The sequence below is a fragment of the Sphingopyxis sp. JAI108 genome (assembly GCF_013410105.1).
In the GTDB taxonomy this organism is placed as follows: Bacteria; Pseudomonadota; Alphaproteobacteria; order Sphingomonadales; family Sphingomonadaceae; genus Sphingopyxis; species Sphingopyxis chilensis.
This window is the reverse complement of sequence record NZ_JACCCJ010000001.1, coordinates 1,237,834-1,252,405: the sequence shown is the minus strand read 5'-3', so window position 1 is coordinate 1,252,405 and position 14,572 is coordinate 1,237,834. Positions and strand designations below refer to the sequence as shown.

The following is a 14,572-nucleotide window of genomic DNA, read 5'->3' as shown; positions in this document are numbered from 1 at the left end:
GACGCGGGCGTGACCGATCAGAGGGCCGAATGCTGGGCGGAGATGCCTGCGCTCGTAGCGGCGGTGCAAGCCGCGGGCGATGCGATCGGCCTTCCCTATGTCGCGGCGCAAGCGGACCTTGGCGACCCCGAACCGATGAGCGACGAGGAAGGCCGCCCCTACGCCGAAACCAGCTTTCACTGGGTTGATCCGAGCTATGCCTATTGGCGCGACCGCAAGCTCGCGCTGCAACTCGCCTTCCTCACCGCTGCGCGCCTCGCCGCCGAACCCTTCTACTACAGCGACGGGCGCCTCGGCACGTGGCGTCCGACGCACCTTCTCGACGAGGTCGACTGTTCGCAGGCTCGGAACACGCCCAATTTCGGCGAGGCGATCATCGCGCCGGTGCATCTGCCGCGCGGGCTGGTCGGCGCGGTCTTCTGGTGCTCGCGCGAGCCGATCGGGGTGGAGGCGGTCTTCGCCGAACAAGCCGGGCATCTCCACAACCTTGCGGTCAAGCTGGTCGCGACGCACAACGAGGCGCGCGGCCGCCCGCGCAACGCCACCGTGCCGCAGACGCTGACGCGGCGCGAGGTGCAATGCCTGCGTTGGGCAGCGGCGGGCAAGACCGACGGCGAGATCGGCATCATCCTGTCGCTGTCGGTGTCGACGGTGCGCTTCCACTTGCGCAACGCCGCGGGCAAGCTCGGCGCGACCGGTCGCGCCCAGTCGATCCAGATCGCCGCCGGGCTCGGCTTCGTCGGCGCGCGCGCCGCCTGATGCAGGTGCCAGCTTGGCGCGGCATCGGCCAAGAGCCTAAGCCGGGACTATGGACATGCTGAACGACCCGGCGTTGACGGCCTTTCGCGACGAGGTTCGCACCTTTCTCGCGACGCATCTGCCCGAGAACGTCCGCCGCGGCGCAGCGCGCGCAACGAGCGTCTTCATCGACCCCGATATCTCGCTGCCCTGGCAGCGCATCCTTCATGCCCAGGGCTGGGCCGCGCCCGACTGGCCCGCCGAGTTCGGCGGTCCCGGGTGGAGCGAGATCGAGCGCTATATCTTCGCCGCCGAATGCGCGGGCGCCGGCGCGCCGAACCTGGCGCCGATGGGCCTGAAAATGGTGGCGCCAGTGATCATGCACTATGGCAGCCCGGAACAGCGCGCCCATTATCTGCCGCGCATATTGTCGGGCGAGGATTATTGGTGCCAGGGCTTTTCCGAATCCGGCGCGGGATCCGATCTTGCCGCGCTGCAATTACGGGCCGTGCCCGATGGCGCCGACTATGTGCTGAACGGTTCGAAGATCTGGACCACGCACGCACATTTCGCGAACCGCATGTTCGCGCTGGTGCGGACGTCGAACGAAGGCAAGCCGCAGGCGGGTATCAGCTTCCTGCTGCTCGACATGGCAACGCCGGGGATCAGCGTCGAGCCAATCCGCACACTCGCTGGCGATCATGAGTTCAACCAGGTCTTCTTCGACGATGTGCGCGTGCCGCAGGCAAACCGGCTCGGCGACGAGAATGAGGGCTGGTCGGTCGCGAAGCACCTGCTGACGTTCGAGCGCGGCGGCAAATATGCGCCGGGGCTGATCGGTCGGCTCGAACGGCTGCGTGCGCATCACGACATCGACCCCGCACTTCGCGCGCAGCTCGACCGCGAGGCAGTGACGCTCAAGGCGCTGCAGGCACTCGAGCTGAAAGCGATGCGCGGCGTAGGCGGCAGCGCGGCGCTCTATGCCTCGGCGCTCAAGATCCTCGGGACCGAGGCAGCGCAGCGCATCGACACGCTGGCATGCGAGCTCGCCGGCTATGCGGCATGGGCCGACGCCGACGGGCAGGCGCCCGCCGATCTGGCGGTCGCGGTCCCGCGCTACCTCAACGATCGCGCCGCGACCATCTATGCCGGATCGAACGAAATCCAGCGCGACCTGATCGCGCGGGCGATGCTCGGCTAGGACGCCACCTCGGCAAAGCGCACGAGGTGACCGCCGCGCGGACCGAATGCCGCCGCGATCGCCAGTGCACGTTTGAAATGCCCGCCGAGGCTGAGTTCCTCGGTCAATCCCATCGCGCCGTGGATTTGCACGGCACTCTCGCCGGCGATCCGCACCGCGTCGCCGACCTCGATACACGCCGCGCTCACCGCCTGCGCCCGGTCGGCGCGATCCTGATCGACGGCGACGATCGCCACCTCCGTCAGCGCTGCCGCCTTCATCGCCGCAAGCTGCATGTCGGCGGCGCGGTGGCGGAGCGACTGGAAACGACCGATCGCCATACCGAACTGCTTGCGCTGCCCAAGGTAATCGACGCTGTCGGCGATCATATGCTGTATCAGACCCACCGCCTCGGCGCAGCGCCCGGCGAGGATCAGGTCGTTCGCATAATCGGTCAGGCCACGCGCCTTGTCCCCATCCGCAAGCAAGCTCGCATCGCCTGGCTTGAGTGTGAAGGCTAGATCAGCCGACACGCTGCCGTCGTGCATGATGCGATGCCGCTGTTCAACCTTGCCGCCGTCGGCGGCGATGAGCAGCAGCGCCTCTTCGCTTGCGAGCAGCAGCAGGTCGGCTTCCGCCGCGCCTGCGACCAGGGCGGCGCAGCCGCGCACGAGCCCGTCCTCGACGGCCGGCATCGCGGCGGTCGAGGCGGCGCAGATGATCGCGATGCGGCGCCGGCCCGCCGCCAGATCGCCAAGCGCCGGATGCGCGGGCGCAACGCGCGCGAGAAGCGCGCTCGCCGCGACGTGCGACAGCCAGTCGGCGCCCGCGAGCGCCGGGCCAAGCTCGGCCATCACGAGCGCGATGTCGATCGGACCGCCGCCGAAACCGCCAACATTTTCGGGCAGCGCAATCCCGGCGAGGCCGAGCGACGCGGACAGGTCGCGCCAGCCGGGGCGCGCATGGTCGGCGAGGAAACGCTGGACGCTTTCCTGAAGCATGCGCTGATCTTCGCAGAGCGGAAGGTCGAGGGCAGCCATGTCAGAAGGCCGGAGCGGCGGGGCGCGGCTGTTGGTCGGTATGTGTCATTTGCTCTCCCGCACCGTTTGTGCCGCGTGGAGCGGCGCGGGTCTAGCTGATTGGTGTGGCAGGTCACCCGGACGGATGCGCCCCGCGCTTCCGGAGACTGTCTCATATACTTAGCAATAAAAGTATTGCATGGCAAAGCGATGCAGGGCTGGGAACGAATCGGGGACGCGGCGCGGCGCGGAAGTAGGACATGAATCCCATCTGGCTTCCCGCATCGCTGTTTGGCGGCCTGTTCCAGGCCTGGCGCACCGCATTGCAACAGCGCCTGCGCGCCGAGCTCAGCGTCAGCGGCGCGGGGCTGATCCGCTACCTTTACGGCGTTCCCTTCGCCCTTGCCTTCGCCACCATCTGGCTGACGATCCAGCGCGACGCCGTCCCGATATTCGGTGCGGCTTTCGCGGCCTTCACCGTCGCGGGGGCAATCACGCAAATGGCGGGAACGATCCTGCTGATCATGGCTTTCGGGCATCGCGGCTTCGTCGTCGGCACCGCCTTTTCCAAGACAGAAGCGGTGCAGGCGGCGCTCGTCACCGCGCTGTTCCTTGGCGAGCGATTGCCGCTGCTCGCATGGATCGGGATCGTCGCCGGGGTTGCGGGCGTGCTGGTGCTCGCGCTCGCCGGACGCGGGGTTTCGGCGCGCGAGCTCAGGCGCGCGTTCGGCCAGCCGGCGGCGCTGTGCGGGCTCGGCGCGGGATCGATGTTCGCGCTCGCGGCGATCGCCGTGAAACTCGCGACCGCCGAACTGGAAGATATCGACCTGGTCGGATCGGCGCTCGTCACGCTCGTCGTCGTGATGGCAATCCAGACCGGACTGCACATCCTCTGGGTCGCGCTGCGCGACCGCGATACCCTGCGCGCGGTTTTCCGGACGTGGCGCAATTCGAGCCAGGTCGGGCTGCTGTCGGCGCTCGGCTCAGCCTGCTGGTATATCGGCTTCGCCGCGGCACCTGCGGCGCTGGTGCGGATCGTCGGGCAGGTCGAGGTCGTGTTCACGATCGGCTTTGCGCATTTCTACCTGCGCGAGCCGGTGCGGTGGCACGAGATCGTCGGGCTGCTGCTCGTCGTCGGCGGCGTCGTGATGGCGCTGCTCGCCACCTTTTAGGGCCACGTTGGTCAGGCTTTTCCAAACGGAGTATATTAGGCGACACCGCTCTAGGAAAAGACGGGCGCCCTGCTGACCATTGCCGGCAAGGGGCGCCCCATTACGCCGGTGAGCCAGTCGGCCGCTTCGACGACCTTCGACAAATCCACACCCGTCGCGACCCCGCTCCGTTCGAGCATATAGACGACATCCTCGGTCGCGACATTGCCTGCCGCGCCGGGCGCGAAGGGACAGCCGCCGAGCCCGCCGAGCGACGCGTCGACAGTCGCCGCCCCCTCGTTCACCGCCGCCCAGACGTTGGCGATGCCGGTGCCGCGCGTGTTATGAAAATGGACGCGCACGGGGAGTTCCCCGACCGCCTCGCGCACGCAGCCGACCATTTCCGAAACCTGCGCGGGTGCCCCGACGCCGATCGTGTCGGCGAGCGCGATTTCGCGCGGGTCTGCGTCGGCGGCGCGCTTCGCCATCTCGACGACGCGCTCGATCGCGACGCGCCCTTCAAACGGACAGCCGAAGGCGGTCGCAATGGTGATCTGGCCGCTGCGCCCCGCCTCCCTCGCCAGTGCAACGATCTCCATCGCCGCGGCGAGCGATTCGTCGGAGCTTTGGCCCTGATTGCGAATGCCGAAACTGTCGCTCGTCACGCAAACCGCACCGAGTTCGTCGATGCGCCCGGTCGCGAGCGCGCGCTCGGCACCGCGCCGGTTGAGGACGAGCCCGATATAGGTCACATCGTCGCGCTCGGGCAGCATCGCGACGAGGTCCTCGGCGTCGGCAAGCTGCGGCACCTTCTTCGGATTGACGAAGCTCGTCACCTCGATGCGACGCACGCCATACTCGATCGCACGGCGGACGAGTTCGAGCTTGTCGGCGGTGGAAACGATCGCCGCTTCATTCTGGAGCCCATCGCGCGGGCCGACCTCTACCAGTTTCACCACCTTATTTTTCAACATCTTGCGCCTTCGACATCCCGAGTCATTTAGCAGGTTGAAAATTACATAGCATTCTAAGTATACAAAGGCCATCGACGAAGCAGGCCGTCTTACCAGAGTCGGCCGCGAAAGGAATGATATGAGCGAGACGGGCAGCGGGGGCGCGCTGGAAGGCATCAGGGTGGTCGAGATGGGGCAGCTCATCGCCGGCCCCTTCTGCGGACAGCTGCTCGGCGACATGGGTGCCGAAATCGTCAAGCTCGAACCGCCGGTGACCGGCGACCAGATGCGCAACTGGGGTCAGGGCGACAAGCCGAGCTGGTGGCGCGTGATCGCGCGCAACAAATATTCGGTAGCGGTCGATCTGCGGTCCGAAGAAGGCCAGGCGCTGGCACGCGAGCTGATCGCGAAGGCGGATATATTGATCGAGAATTTCCGTCCCGGCACGCTCGAGAAGTGGAATCTCGATCCCGCCGAACTCCGCACGGCGAACCCCGGGCTGATCGTCGTGCGCGTGTCGGGCTATGGTCAGACCGGCCCTTACTCCACGCGCGCCGGCTTCGGCGGTATCGGGGAGGCAATGGGTGGCTGGCGCGGTATCGTCGGCTATCCCGACCTGCCGCCCGCGCGCATGGGCGTGTCGATCGGCGACACGCTCGCCGCGACTTACGGCTGCATGGGGGCGCTCGCAGCGCTCCATCACCGCAGCAAGACCGGCGAAGGACAGATCGTCGATTCCGCCCTCTATGAGGCGGTGCTGCAGGTCATGGAATCGACCGTGTCCGACTATTCGGCGAGCGGCACCAAGCGTCGGCGCACCGGATCGACCTTGCCCGGCATCGCGCCCTCGAACGTCTATCCGTGCCGCGACGGCGAATATCTGATCGGCGCCAATCAGGACGGCGTCTTCGCGCGGCTCGCCGCCGCCATGAGGCGGCCTGAGCTTGCGCACGACGAACGCTATGCCACGCACCGCGCGCGCGGTGTGCGGCAGGAGGAACTCGACGCGCTGATCGGCGAATGGACGAGGACGCTGACGATCGAGGAACTCGAAGCGAAGATGGTCGAAGCCGGCGTGCCCGCAGGCCGCGTCTTCGACGCCGAAGACATGATGGCCGACCCGCATTTCGCCGCGCGCGATGCCTTGGTGACGGTCGCCGACGAAGAATTGGGCGAAGTCACCATGCAGGGTGTCTTCCCCAAGCTGTCAGCCACGCCGGGCAGCGTTCGCCGCCCTGCCCCGCTGACGGTTGGACAGGATAGCGCAGACGTCCTGAAACGATGGCTCGGACGGGAGGCTTGAGGCGATGATCACCCTCTACGGCGGCCCGACCCCCAATGCGCGCAAGATCGCGATCGCGCTCCTCGAAATGGAGCTCGACTGGCGGCTCGAATATATCGACATCCTTGCGGGCGACCAGCTGACCCCCGAATTCCTCGCGCTCAACCCGAACAACAAGACGCCGGTGATCGTCGATGATCAAGGACCCGGCGGCGAGCGGTTCATACTGTGGGAAACCGGCGCGATCCTGCTCTATCTCGCCGAAAAGACCGGGCGCTTCCTGCCCGCCGACCCGGTAAAGCGCGCGATCTGCTGGCAATGGCTGACGTTCCAGCTATCGGGCGTCGGTCCGATGTTCGGGCAGGAGGCACATTTCACCCACTATGCCAAGGACCGGCACGAATATGCGATCGAACGGTACAGCCGCGAGGTCGACCGGCTGATGATGGTGATCGACAAAAGACTGGGCGAGGCCGAATGGCTGGCCGGCCACGACTATACCATCGCCGACATGGCCACCCTGCCCTATCTCCGCCGCCAGCTGATCGAGAAGGCCGGGCGCTTCCCCCATGTCGAGCGCTGGGGCGCCGCCATGCTCGAACGGCCAGCGGTCGCCGAGGGGATGAAGGTCGGCGTCGCGCGCGCCGAGACGATCGAGGGCGGGCTCACCGGCTTCACCGACGAACATCGCGCGATCCTATGGGGCGACCGCCAGCACGCGACACGTTGAGCGGCTATGCAAACCCCGCCAGCGCCGGCGTCTGTTCATAATATTCGATGAGCAGTTCGGTGAGTTCCCGTATCTTTCGCGCGGGGTGCTGGCTGGGCGGGCGGACGACATAAACACCCGCAGGCGGCGGAAGATGCCGCGTCATGACGGGGACGAGCGCGCCCGAGGCCACATAGTCATGCGACAGGCCGTCGGGGAGATAGGCAACCCCGAGTCCGGCCACCGCCGCCGCGATCAACGCCGTCCCGTTGTCCGCCTTGAAACGCCCCTGCGGACGGACCGTTACGACCCTGTCGCCGTCCATGAGCTGCCAGCTTTCGGTGCCCTGCATCAGCGCCTGATGGGCGACGAGCTCGTCGGGCGTCTCGGGCGCACCATGCGCTTCGATATAAGCCGGGCTGGCGAGCAACCGTCCGTACATCGGGCCGATACGGCGCGCGATCAGGTTGGAGTCCTGCAGATAGCCGACGCGGATCGCGCAATCATAACCCTCCGCGATCAGATCGACGAACCGGTCGGTGTAACAGGTCTGGAGATGAAGCCGCGGATGGCGGCGCGCCATTTCGGCAAGCACGGGCGCGAAATGGGTCGGGCCGAAAGTCAGAGGCGCCGAAACCCGCAAGCGGCCGCGGAGGTCGCCCGCGGGAAGAATGGTTTCCCTCGCCACGTCGATCTCGGCGCCGGCTCTGGCGGCATGGTCGCGGAAGATGGCGCCCGCTTCGGTCAGCGCGGCGCCGCGCGTCGATCGCGCGAGCAATTGGACGCCCAGCTCCGCCTCGATCCGCGATAGCCGCCGACTGACGATCGATTTGGAAACACCCAGCCGACGCGCGGCGGGCGACACGCCCCCGGCGTCGGCCACTTCCACAAAGGTGCGCAGGTCATCGATATCCAATAGCCGTTCCTCATTCCGCGACGCTGTGTGGCAGATGGCGACACTACCGGATCGGCTTGGGGAACGGCAATACCCGTGTGCAGGCCATGTCGCAGAGAGCGCGGGCCTGCCGGCACAATGCCTTACTCTATCGACAGCAAGGGATAATCATGACCTTTCGCAACGGCCTCGCGTCGCTCCTTCGCCCCGAGGATTCGGTCCTCGTCCTGATCGATCACCAGCCCTATCAGCTGGCGAACCTCAACAGCCACGATCCGCACGCGGTGGTCAATAATTCGGCCGCCCTCGCAAAAACCGCGAAGGCGTTCGGCGTCCCCACCATCCTGACCAGCGTGGTCGCCGATCGCGGCGGCCTTATCTTTCCCCAGATCACCGATCTGTTCCCCGGCCAGGAAGTGATCGACCGCACCTTCATCAACACATGGGAAGACCGGAAGGTGGTCGACGCGGTGAAGGCGACGGGCCGCAAGCAGCTGATCATCGCGGGCCTGTGGACCGAGATCTGCGTCGCGATGCCGGTTATCCAGGCGCTCGGCGAAGGCTGGGACGTCACGGTCATCACCGATGCGTCGGGCGGGACATCGATCGAGGCGCATGAGGTTGCGATCCAGCGCATGATCGCAGCGGGCGCGAACATGATGACGTGGCTTGCCCTCGCGGCGGAATGGCAGCGCGACTGGGCGCGGACCGAACATGCCGCCGAACTGACCGACGTCCTCATCCAGCACGCCGCGGGCAGCGGCATCGCCTATCTGTGGGAACAGCAACTGCTCAACACGCCTGTGCCCGACGCGGCCGGCTGATCCGTTGGTGCCGGGATTCGCCGATCCCGGCACCCTCTCGCGCGCCGTCGCCTTCAGTCGCCCTTCACCGCTGCGTGATTTGCGGCGCCGAACATGTTCGACCACTCCTTCTCGTCGAGCGTCTGGTGGCGGCCGATATATTTCTCGGGCGCCTTCAGGTCCTCGCGCGCTATCGCGCGCGCGACGGCGGGGCGTTCGCGGATGCGTTCGAACCATCTGTGCATCGCCGGCCATTCGTCGAGCCCCATGCCCATCACGAACGCCGATGCGCGGCCAGGCCAGATCGCCATATCGGCGATGCTGTATTCGTCGCCGGCGACATAGGCGCTCTTGTCCAGCCGCTTTTCGAGCACGGTGAGCAGGCGCTTCAATTCCTTGGTATAACGCTCGACGGCATAATCCTGCCCCGCCGGGGCATAGCGCAGGAAGTGACTCGCCTGCCCGCCCATCGGCCCGAGCCCGGCGACCTGCCACGTCAGCCACGACAGCGTCGCCGCGCGCGCCGCGCCCGATGCCGGCAGGAAACGCCCGCCCTTTTCGGCCAGATATTGCAGAATCGCTCCCGACTCAAATACCGTCACGGGATCGCCGCCACCCGCCGGAGCAAGATCGACGATCGCGGGCAATTTGTGGTTCGGATTGATACGGCCGAACGATGAGGCGAGCTGATCGCCGTTGAAAATGTCATAGGGGATGACGCGATACGGCTCGCCGATTTCCTCAAGCATGATCGCGACCTTCTGTCCGTTCGGGGTCGCCGAATAATGCAGGTCGATCATCTCAAAGCACCTCGTGGATCACATGGCGGACCCCGAAATCGGTGCGCGCGCCCACGCCCACGGCGAGCACGCCGTTGAGCCAGCCATATTTCGCGCTCGCGGTTTCGAACACCGGCGCGATTCGCAGATAGTATCTTGACGGGTCGGCGTCGGGCACCTCCGGATCGACAAAGGTCGCGCGGACATCGTCGGGAATTATATTGCGCCCTGTATAGCTCAGATAAATGAGGTCGCCGTCGTCCGTCTGCCACACCGCGCGGGCATCGAAAGTGCCGACCGAAGCGTCGTCACCCAGCCGCCCGCTGCGTGACCAGTTGCCGCCACCGGGCAATACTATCCCGTTGATACGCGGACCGAAAAAGCGACCACCGCTGATATATCCCAACCGCTGATCGCCGAACGGCGAGGCACCGATGCCGATGATACCGCCGCCTACCTCGAACTCGACGGTGCACAGATGGCGCGTCGCCAGCGCGGTGGGTTCAGCGCGCGAATTTTCTTCGTCCATGATGCGAATCCTCTTCCTGCCTATGGACAAGTATAAAACCATTAGTATACTAAGGGTCAATCAGATTGACGGATCGGAAGGCTTTCCGGGACCGCAACAAACAAGCTCTATGGGAGGGTGACAATGAAGGCTCGTAACCAGTTTCTGCTGTCCGGCGTCGCGGGAATCGCGATGCTCGCGGGTGCCGCACCGGCGTTCGCGCAGGCGGCGCCCGCCGACGCGGCGGAGATCGATGACAGCAACACCAACGAAATCATCGTCACCGCGCAAAAACGCGAGCAGAGCTTGCAGGACGTGCCGATCTCGATGGAAGTCGTGAGCGGCGCCAAGCTCGCCGAATTCAACACCAGCGACATCAAGGCGGTGATGAACTACACGCCGAACGTCTTCGTCCAGTCGACTGCGGGCAACGACGTCATCTATATCCGTGGTTTCGGCTCGCCGCCGGCGAACTTCGCCTTCGACCAGTCGGTCTCCCTCTACGTCGACGGCATCTATGCCGGTCGCAATCGCCAGGCGCAGGCGCCCTTCTTCGATCTCGAACGCGTCGAAGTGCTGCGCGGGCCGCAGGGTGCGCTGTTCGGCAAGAACACCGCGGCCGGCGCGGTCAGCGTCGTGTCGGCGGGTCCGACGAGGGATTTCGAGGGCGCGATTACCGGCCTTTACAATTTCGACCACAAGGGCACCGATTTCTCGGGCTATCTGTCGGGGCCGATCTCCGACACGCTCGGCGCGCGCTTCGCGTACAAGATCGTCAACCAGGACGGCTATATCTACAACCGCGCGAAGGATCACGACGATCCCGAGATCAGGTCGCAGCTGTTGCGCCTGACGCTGAAGTGGGAGCCGTCGGCGAATTTCGATTACACGGCGAAGGTCGAGTACGGAAACCGCGAAGTCATCGGCGGCATCACCGTGTCGAGCCCGCTGACCAGCGACCAGGATCCGCAGACCAATCGCTATCTCGAACGCTCGGCGCTCGGCGACGAGGGGAACGACAATAAGTCGGTGATGATCTCGGGCGTTGGCAACCTCGCGCTCGGCGATTTCACGCTGACCTCGGTCACCGGCTACAGCTGGTTCAAGTCGAAGATCGTCAACGGCTTCGATCAGACGATCCCGAACAGCGGCGGCGCGTTTACCGCCAATTCGGTCTACAACGCCTTCCCCGAACGCTTCGACCAATTCTCGCAGGAAATCCGCATCCTGTCGCCGACGGGCCGAACCTTCGAATTCGTAGCGGGCGCCTATTACGACAAATCCAACTATCAGCTGGAGCAATTTCAGGGCTTCAACATCCCCAACCTCAATATCCCCGGCGTGTTCACCGGCCCCTATTTCGGCCGCATCGACAGCATCTTCAACCAGGATGCCGAAAGCTGGTCGGTGTTCGGGCAGGGAACGTTCAACGCCACCGACGCGCTGCGCGTGATCGGCAGCCTGCGCTATAGCCACACCAAGAAGGACGGCGATTTCGCGTCGCGACTGGTTTACGGGCCCTTCGCCATACGCCCGATTTCAAGCGCCGAGGGCTCGATCAGCGAAGGCAATGTCGATCCGTCGGTGACGGTGCAATATGACGTCGCGCCGCGCGTCATGCTCTATGCGACATGGGGCCGCGGGTCGAAATCGGGCGGTTTCGTCTCGAACACGCTCGGCACCGTCGACAGCACCTTCACCTTCGAACCCGAGCAGTCCGAAAATTTCGAGGCGGGCGTCAAGTCGACGCTGTTCGACGGCAAGGTCGTCGCGAACGTCTCCGCCTATCACACCAAGTTCAAGGATCTCCAGGTTTCGGTCTATCAGCCCGCGACCTCGAGCTATTTGACCGGCAACGCCGCCGCCGCGACATCGAAGGGCGTCGAAGGGTCGCTGAGCATCTTCCCGATCGACAATTTCGACATCAGCGCGTCGGCCGCCTATTCGGATATCAAATATGACGATTATCCGGGCGCGGCCTGCCTCGCGTCGCAACCCGCGACCTGCACCCCGGCGACGAACAACCTGGCCGGCTATCCGGTCGCCTACGCGTCGAAATGGACAGGCAGCGTAACCGCGCACGCGCGCTTCGACATGTCAGACGATATGAAGCTCGACATCACCGGCGTCGCCGCCGGCCGTTCGAAATATTTCAACTCGGACAACCAGAGCCCGATCTTCGGGGTTCAGAACGGCTATGTGAAACTCGACCTTCGCGTCCAGCTCGCCGATCAGGACGACAGTTGGCACCTCGCGCTGGTCGGCAAGAATCTGACCAACCAGAAAACGATCGGCAGCGCGTTCAACCTGCCGGCGCCGATCACACCCGTTCCGCGCGCGATCCTCTATCTGGAGCCCACCCGCAACATTTCGATCGAGGCGGGGATCAAGTTCTAGGGTCGGATACGATGTCCCAGGGATCGGCCGCGGCCCAGGCTTTCCTCGACAGGGAAGCGGCGGCCGCGGTCGTGACCTGTTACGCGACCGCGCTCGATGCACGCGACTGGGACGCGTATCGCGCGCTCTTCACCGACGAGATCGCGGTCGACTATGGTTCGATCGGGTCGCTCGTCGCGACGGTGCCCGCCGACGAATGGACGGACCGTTGCAGGACGCTCGAAGGCTTCGACGCGACCGCGCACCAACTGCACAATGTTATCGCGACCATCGACGGCGACCGCGCGACGGTGACAAGCATCGTCGATGCCGTCCACGTCGTCGGGGTCGAGGACCGCGCGCTGCTCGGCGACCTGATCGGGCGCTACACGCACCGGCTGGTGCGGCGGGACGGGTGGAAGATCGCGGGCGTGACGCTGACCGTCGTCGCCTATCCTGCCGGGAAAGAGGCGTTCGAGACCGCTTTCGCCGCCGCGCGCGCCATTTTCTCCGAAGGAAACACCGCATGATCGACGTCTATTTCACGCCCACGCCGAACGGCCACAAGGTTTCGATCATGCTCGAAGAGGTGGGCCTGTCGCACTGGCTCATCGCGATGAACATGCTCGAGGGCGATCACCTGACCCCCGAATATCGCCGCATCAACCCGAACGGCCGCCTGCCCGCGATCGTCGATCATGAGCCCGTGGGCGGCGGCGCGCCGCTCCCGGTGTTCGAGAGCGGCGCGATCCTGCTCTATCTCGCCGAAAAGAGCGGTCAGCTGCTTCCCGAAAGCCCGCGTCGCCGTAGCCAAGCGCAGCAATGGCTGATGTGGCAGATGGCAAGCTTTGGCCCGATGCAGGGTCAGGCGCATCATTTCATCCGCTATGCGCCCGAAGGGCAGACCTATCCGGTCGAACGTTATCGCAACGAGACGCTGCGCTTGCTTCATGTCCTCAATGGCCGCCTTAGCGAAGCCGACTATCTCGCCGAGGAATATAGCATCGCCGACATCGCGTGCTGGCCCTGGACGCGTGCGATCCGTGCGATCGGGCTGACGCTGGATGATTATCCCGCCGTCGCCGACTGGTTCGCGCGCATCGGCGAGCGGCCTGCGGTGACGGCGGGAACCGACGTCAAGAACGCCGCGAACCTGTCGAGCGCGCGCCCGGTGCTGACCGAGGAGCAGTGGTCGAATCTGTTCGGCAAGAATATGCTGGAAGCTCCGACGCGTTAGTCACACTCGTCATTGCGAGGAGCGAAGCGACGCGGCAATCCCCAGTTCGCGGCCATAGGCTGAGTTCGTTGGCTGGAGGTTGCTTCGCTTCGCTCGCAATGACGATGGTGCGATCATAGCGTATCGACGTGCCCCCACTGATATTCGACCTTCCCGCCCAAGCGCCGCACCGCGACCCAGTCGCCGCCCGCAAGGCTGTCGTCCTCGATCAGCGCCATCACCCCGCCCGCGATATCGTCGGGCGCGCATGCCTCGTTGTTCGCGAGCACTTGTTCCATCCATTCCGATTTGCCGCCGGCCCCCGTCGTGTCGAGGATCGGCGTGTCGACCAGCCCCGGCAGCATGCCGGCGACGCGGACGTTGCATTCCCCCTTGAGCGGCGCGCAGCAGCGCGTGAACATCATCACCGCCGCCTTAGTCGTCGCATACATCGCGTCGTAAAATCCGGCGCCGAGCGCGACGGTCGAGACGGTATTGACGATCACCCCGCCGCCGCGCGCCTTCATCTTCTGCACCGCCACCTGCGTCGCGGCGACGAGCGAGGTGACATTGACGTCGATGATCCAGCGGATGCGCGCCGCATCGACATCGGGAAACTGCGGCAGGCCCGACACGACGCCGGCGTTATTGTGAAGGATATCGACATCGCCATGCGCCTGGAACCAGGCTTCGACCGCCGGAACGTCGGAAAGGTCGAGGATATGCGTCGTCACGCGCGCGCCCTTTGCCGCGACGAGGCGCGCCGTTTCGGCAAGCGCGTCCTCCTTCACATCGACCAGCCTGATCTCCGCCGCGCCGCGCGCCGCCAGCATCACCGCGGTCGCACGGCCGATGCCGCCTGCAGAGCCCGTCACGATGGCGGTCTTGCCGTTGATATCCATCTCTTCTCTCCCATTGATCTGGTCGTTACCGTAAAGCACATTGACAGATAAACTTAAATAT

At 65.2% G+C, this 14,572-nt stretch carries 15 protein-coding genes; 9 read left to right on the top strand and 6 right to left on the bottom strand.

Going from position 1 to position 14,572, the window contains the following annotated elements:
• Window positions 1-9: 9 nt before the first annotated feature.
• Window positions 10-759: a helix-turn-helix transcriptional regulator gene (locus HDC29_RS05960; RefSeq protein WP_179495323.1), complete on the top strand. Its 750-nt coding sequence runs from the start codon at window positions 10-12 to the stop codon at window positions 757-759.
• Between the two features lie 55 nt (window positions 760-814).
• Window positions 815-1,939, top strand: coding sequence for an acyl-CoA dehydrogenase family protein (locus tag HDC29_RS05955; protein ID WP_306455562.1), 1,125 nt, complete (start codon window positions 815-817; stop codon window positions 1,937-1,939).
• Here HDC29_RS05955 and HDC29_RS05950 read toward each other — a convergent pair.
• A complete protein-coding gene (locus tag HDC29_RS05950; protein WP_257018069.1) occupies window positions 1,936-2,919 on the bottom strand; it encodes an acyl-CoA dehydrogenase family protein in 984 nt (327 codons plus the stop codon). The two genes, HDC29_RS05955 and HDC29_RS05950, sit on opposite strands and share 4 nt — an antisense overlap.
• Before the next feature lie 278 nt (window positions 2,920-3,197).
• Between HDC29_RS05950 and HDC29_RS05945 the strand changes: the two genes are divergently transcribed.
• Window positions 3,198-4,109, top strand: a complete 912-nt coding sequence (locus HDC29_RS05945) for a DMT family transporter (RefSeq protein ID WP_179495317.1) — start codon at window positions 3,198-3,200, stop codon at window positions 4,107-4,109.
• Between the two features lie 50 nt (window positions 4,110-4,159).
• Here the strand turns inward: HDC29_RS05945 and HDC29_RS05940 are convergent, their stop codons facing one another.
• Window positions 4,160-5,062, bottom strand: coding sequence for a hydroxymethylglutaryl-CoA lyase (locus HDC29_RS05940; protein ID WP_179495315.1), 903 nt, complete (start codon window positions 5,060-5,062; stop codon window positions 4,160-4,162).
• Between the two features lie 118 nt (window positions 5,063-5,180).
• On the opposite strand from HDC29_RS05940, the gene HDC29_RS05935 reads away from it, so the two are divergent.
• Together HDC29_RS05935 and HDC29_RS05930 are read left to right on the top strand one after the other, a co-directional pair.
• The gene (locus tag HDC29_RS05935) at window positions 5,181-6,344 is read left to right on the top strand and encodes a CaiB/BaiF CoA-transferase family protein (RefSeq protein ID WP_179495313.1); all 1,164 of its coding nucleotides are present in this window, start codon (window positions 5,181-5,183) and stop codon (window positions 6,342-6,344) included.
• Between the two features lie 4 nt (window positions 6,345-6,348).
• Window positions 6,349-7,053: a glutathione S-transferase family protein gene (locus tag HDC29_RS05930; RefSeq protein ID WP_179495312.1), complete on the top strand. Its 705-nt coding sequence runs from the start codon at window positions 6,349-6,351 to the stop codon at window positions 7,051-7,053.
• A 4-nt stretch (window positions 7,054-7,057) separates the two neighbouring features.
• Here the strand turns inward: HDC29_RS05930 and HDC29_RS05925 are convergent, their stop codons facing one another.
• On the bottom strand, window positions 7,058-7,948 hold the full coding sequence (locus tag HDC29_RS05925) for a LysR family transcriptional regulator (protein WP_179495311.1): 891 nt from the start codon (window positions 7,946-7,948) through the stop codon (window positions 7,058-7,060).
• A gap of 149 nt (window positions 7,949-8,097) precedes the next feature.
• Here HDC29_RS05925 and HDC29_RS05920 point away from each other — a divergent pair, with 149 nt between their 5' ends.
• On the top strand, window positions 8,098-8,751 hold the full coding sequence (locus HDC29_RS05920) for a hydrolase (RefSeq protein WP_179495310.1): 654 nt from the start codon (window positions 8,098-8,100) through the stop codon (window positions 8,749-8,751).
• A 53-nt stretch (window positions 8,752-8,804) separates the two neighbouring features.
• Here HDC29_RS05920 and HDC29_RS05915 read toward each other — a convergent pair whose 3' ends face one another.
• Both HDC29_RS05915 and HDC29_RS05910 read right to left on the bottom strand, forming a co-directional pair.
• Window positions 8,805-9,530, bottom strand: a complete 726-nt coding sequence (locus HDC29_RS05915; RefSeq protein WP_179495309.1) for a glutathione binding-like protein — start codon at window positions 9,528-9,530, stop codon at window positions 8,805-8,807.
• Between the two features lies 1 nt (window position 9,531).
• On the bottom strand, window positions 9,532-10,038 hold the full coding sequence (locus HDC29_RS05910; protein ID WP_179495308.1) for a DUF3237 domain-containing protein: 507 nt from the start codon (window positions 10,036-10,038) through the stop codon (window positions 9,532-9,534).
• A gap of 123 nt (window positions 10,039-10,161) precedes the next feature.
• Here HDC29_RS05910 and HDC29_RS05905 point away from each other — a divergent pair, with 123 nt between their 5' ends.
• Genes HDC29_RS05905 through HDC29_RS05895 form a run of 3 tightly spaced genes read left to right on the top strand, consistent with a single transcriptional unit; the run spans window position 10,162 to window position 13,630 of the window.
• Window positions 10,162-12,414, top strand: a complete 2,253-nt coding sequence (locus HDC29_RS05905; protein ID WP_179495307.1) for a TonB-dependent receptor — start codon at window positions 10,162-10,164, stop codon at window positions 12,412-12,414.
• Window positions 12,415-12,425: 11 nt separating this feature from the next.
• Window positions 12,426-12,923, top strand: a complete 498-nt coding sequence (locus HDC29_RS05900) for a nuclear transport factor 2 family protein (protein ID WP_179495306.1) — start codon at window positions 12,426-12,428, stop codon at window positions 12,921-12,923.
• Window positions 12,920-13,630, top strand: a complete 711-nt coding sequence (locus tag HDC29_RS05895) for a glutathione binding-like protein (RefSeq protein ID WP_179495304.1) — start codon at window positions 12,920-12,922, stop codon at window positions 13,628-13,630. The genes HDC29_RS05900 and HDC29_RS05895 overlap by 4 nt, the downstream gene beginning before the upstream one ends.
• Window positions 13,631-13,743: 113 nt before the next feature.
• On the opposite strand, the gene HDC29_RS05890 is transcribed toward HDC29_RS05895, so the two are convergent.
• Window positions 13,744-14,511, bottom strand: a complete 768-nt coding sequence (locus tag HDC29_RS05890) for an SDR family NAD(P)-dependent oxidoreductase (RefSeq protein WP_179495302.1) — start codon at window positions 14,509-14,511, stop codon at window positions 13,744-13,746.
• Window positions 14,512-14,572 lie beyond the last annotated feature (61 nt).

Excerpts from the sequence above, each read along its gene's own strand:
- HDC29_RS05955 (WP_306455562.1), top strand. The coding sequence starts at position 815 with ATGCTGAACGACCCGGCGTTGACGGCCTTTCGCGACGAGGTTCGCACC.
- HDC29_RS05950 (WP_257018069.1), bottom strand. The coding sequence starts at position 2,919 with ATGCTTCAGGAAAGCGTCCAGCGTTTCCTCGCCGACCATGCGCGCCCC.
- HDC29_RS05945 (WP_179495317.1), top strand. The coding sequence starts at position 3,198 with ATGAATCCCATCTGGCTTCCCGCATCGCTGTTTGGCGGCCTGTTCCAG.
- HDC29_RS05940 (WP_179495315.1), bottom strand. The coding sequence starts at position 5,062 with ATGTTGAAAAATAAGGTGGTGAAACTGGTAGAGGTCGGCCCGCGCGAT.
- HDC29_RS05935 (WP_179495313.1), top strand. The coding sequence starts at position 5,181 with ATGAGCGAGACGGGCAGCGGGGGCGCGCTGGAAGGCATCAGGGTGGTC.
- HDC29_RS05930 (WP_179495312.1), top strand. The coding sequence starts at position 6,349 with ATGATCACCCTCTACGGCGGCCCGACCCCCAATGCGCGCAAGATCGCG.
- HDC29_RS05920 (WP_179495310.1), top strand. The coding sequence starts at position 8,098 with ATGACCTTTCGCAACGGCCTCGCGTCGCTCCTTCGCCCCGAGGATTCG.
- HDC29_RS05915 (WP_179495309.1), bottom strand. The coding sequence starts at position 9,530 with ATGATCGACCTGCATTATTCGGCGACCCCGAACGGACAGAAGGTCGCG.
- HDC29_RS05910 (WP_179495308.1), bottom strand. The coding sequence starts at position 10,038 with ATGGACGAAGAAAATTCGCGCGCTGAACCCACCGCGCTGGCGACGCGC.
- HDC29_RS05905 (WP_179495307.1), top strand. The coding sequence starts at position 10,162 with ATGAAGGCTCGTAACCAGTTTCTGCTGTCCGGCGTCGCGGGAATCGCG.
- HDC29_RS05900 (WP_179495306.1), top strand. The coding sequence starts at position 12,426 with ATGTCCCAGGGATCGGCCGCGGCCCAGGCTTTCCTCGACAGGGAAGCG.
- HDC29_RS05895 (WP_179495304.1), top strand. The coding sequence starts at position 12,920 with ATGATCGACGTCTATTTCACGCCCACGCCGAACGGCCACAAGGTTTCG.
- HDC29_RS05890 (WP_179495302.1), bottom strand. The coding sequence starts at position 14,511 with ATGGATATCAACGGCAAGACCGCCATCGTGACGGGCTCTGCAGGCGGC.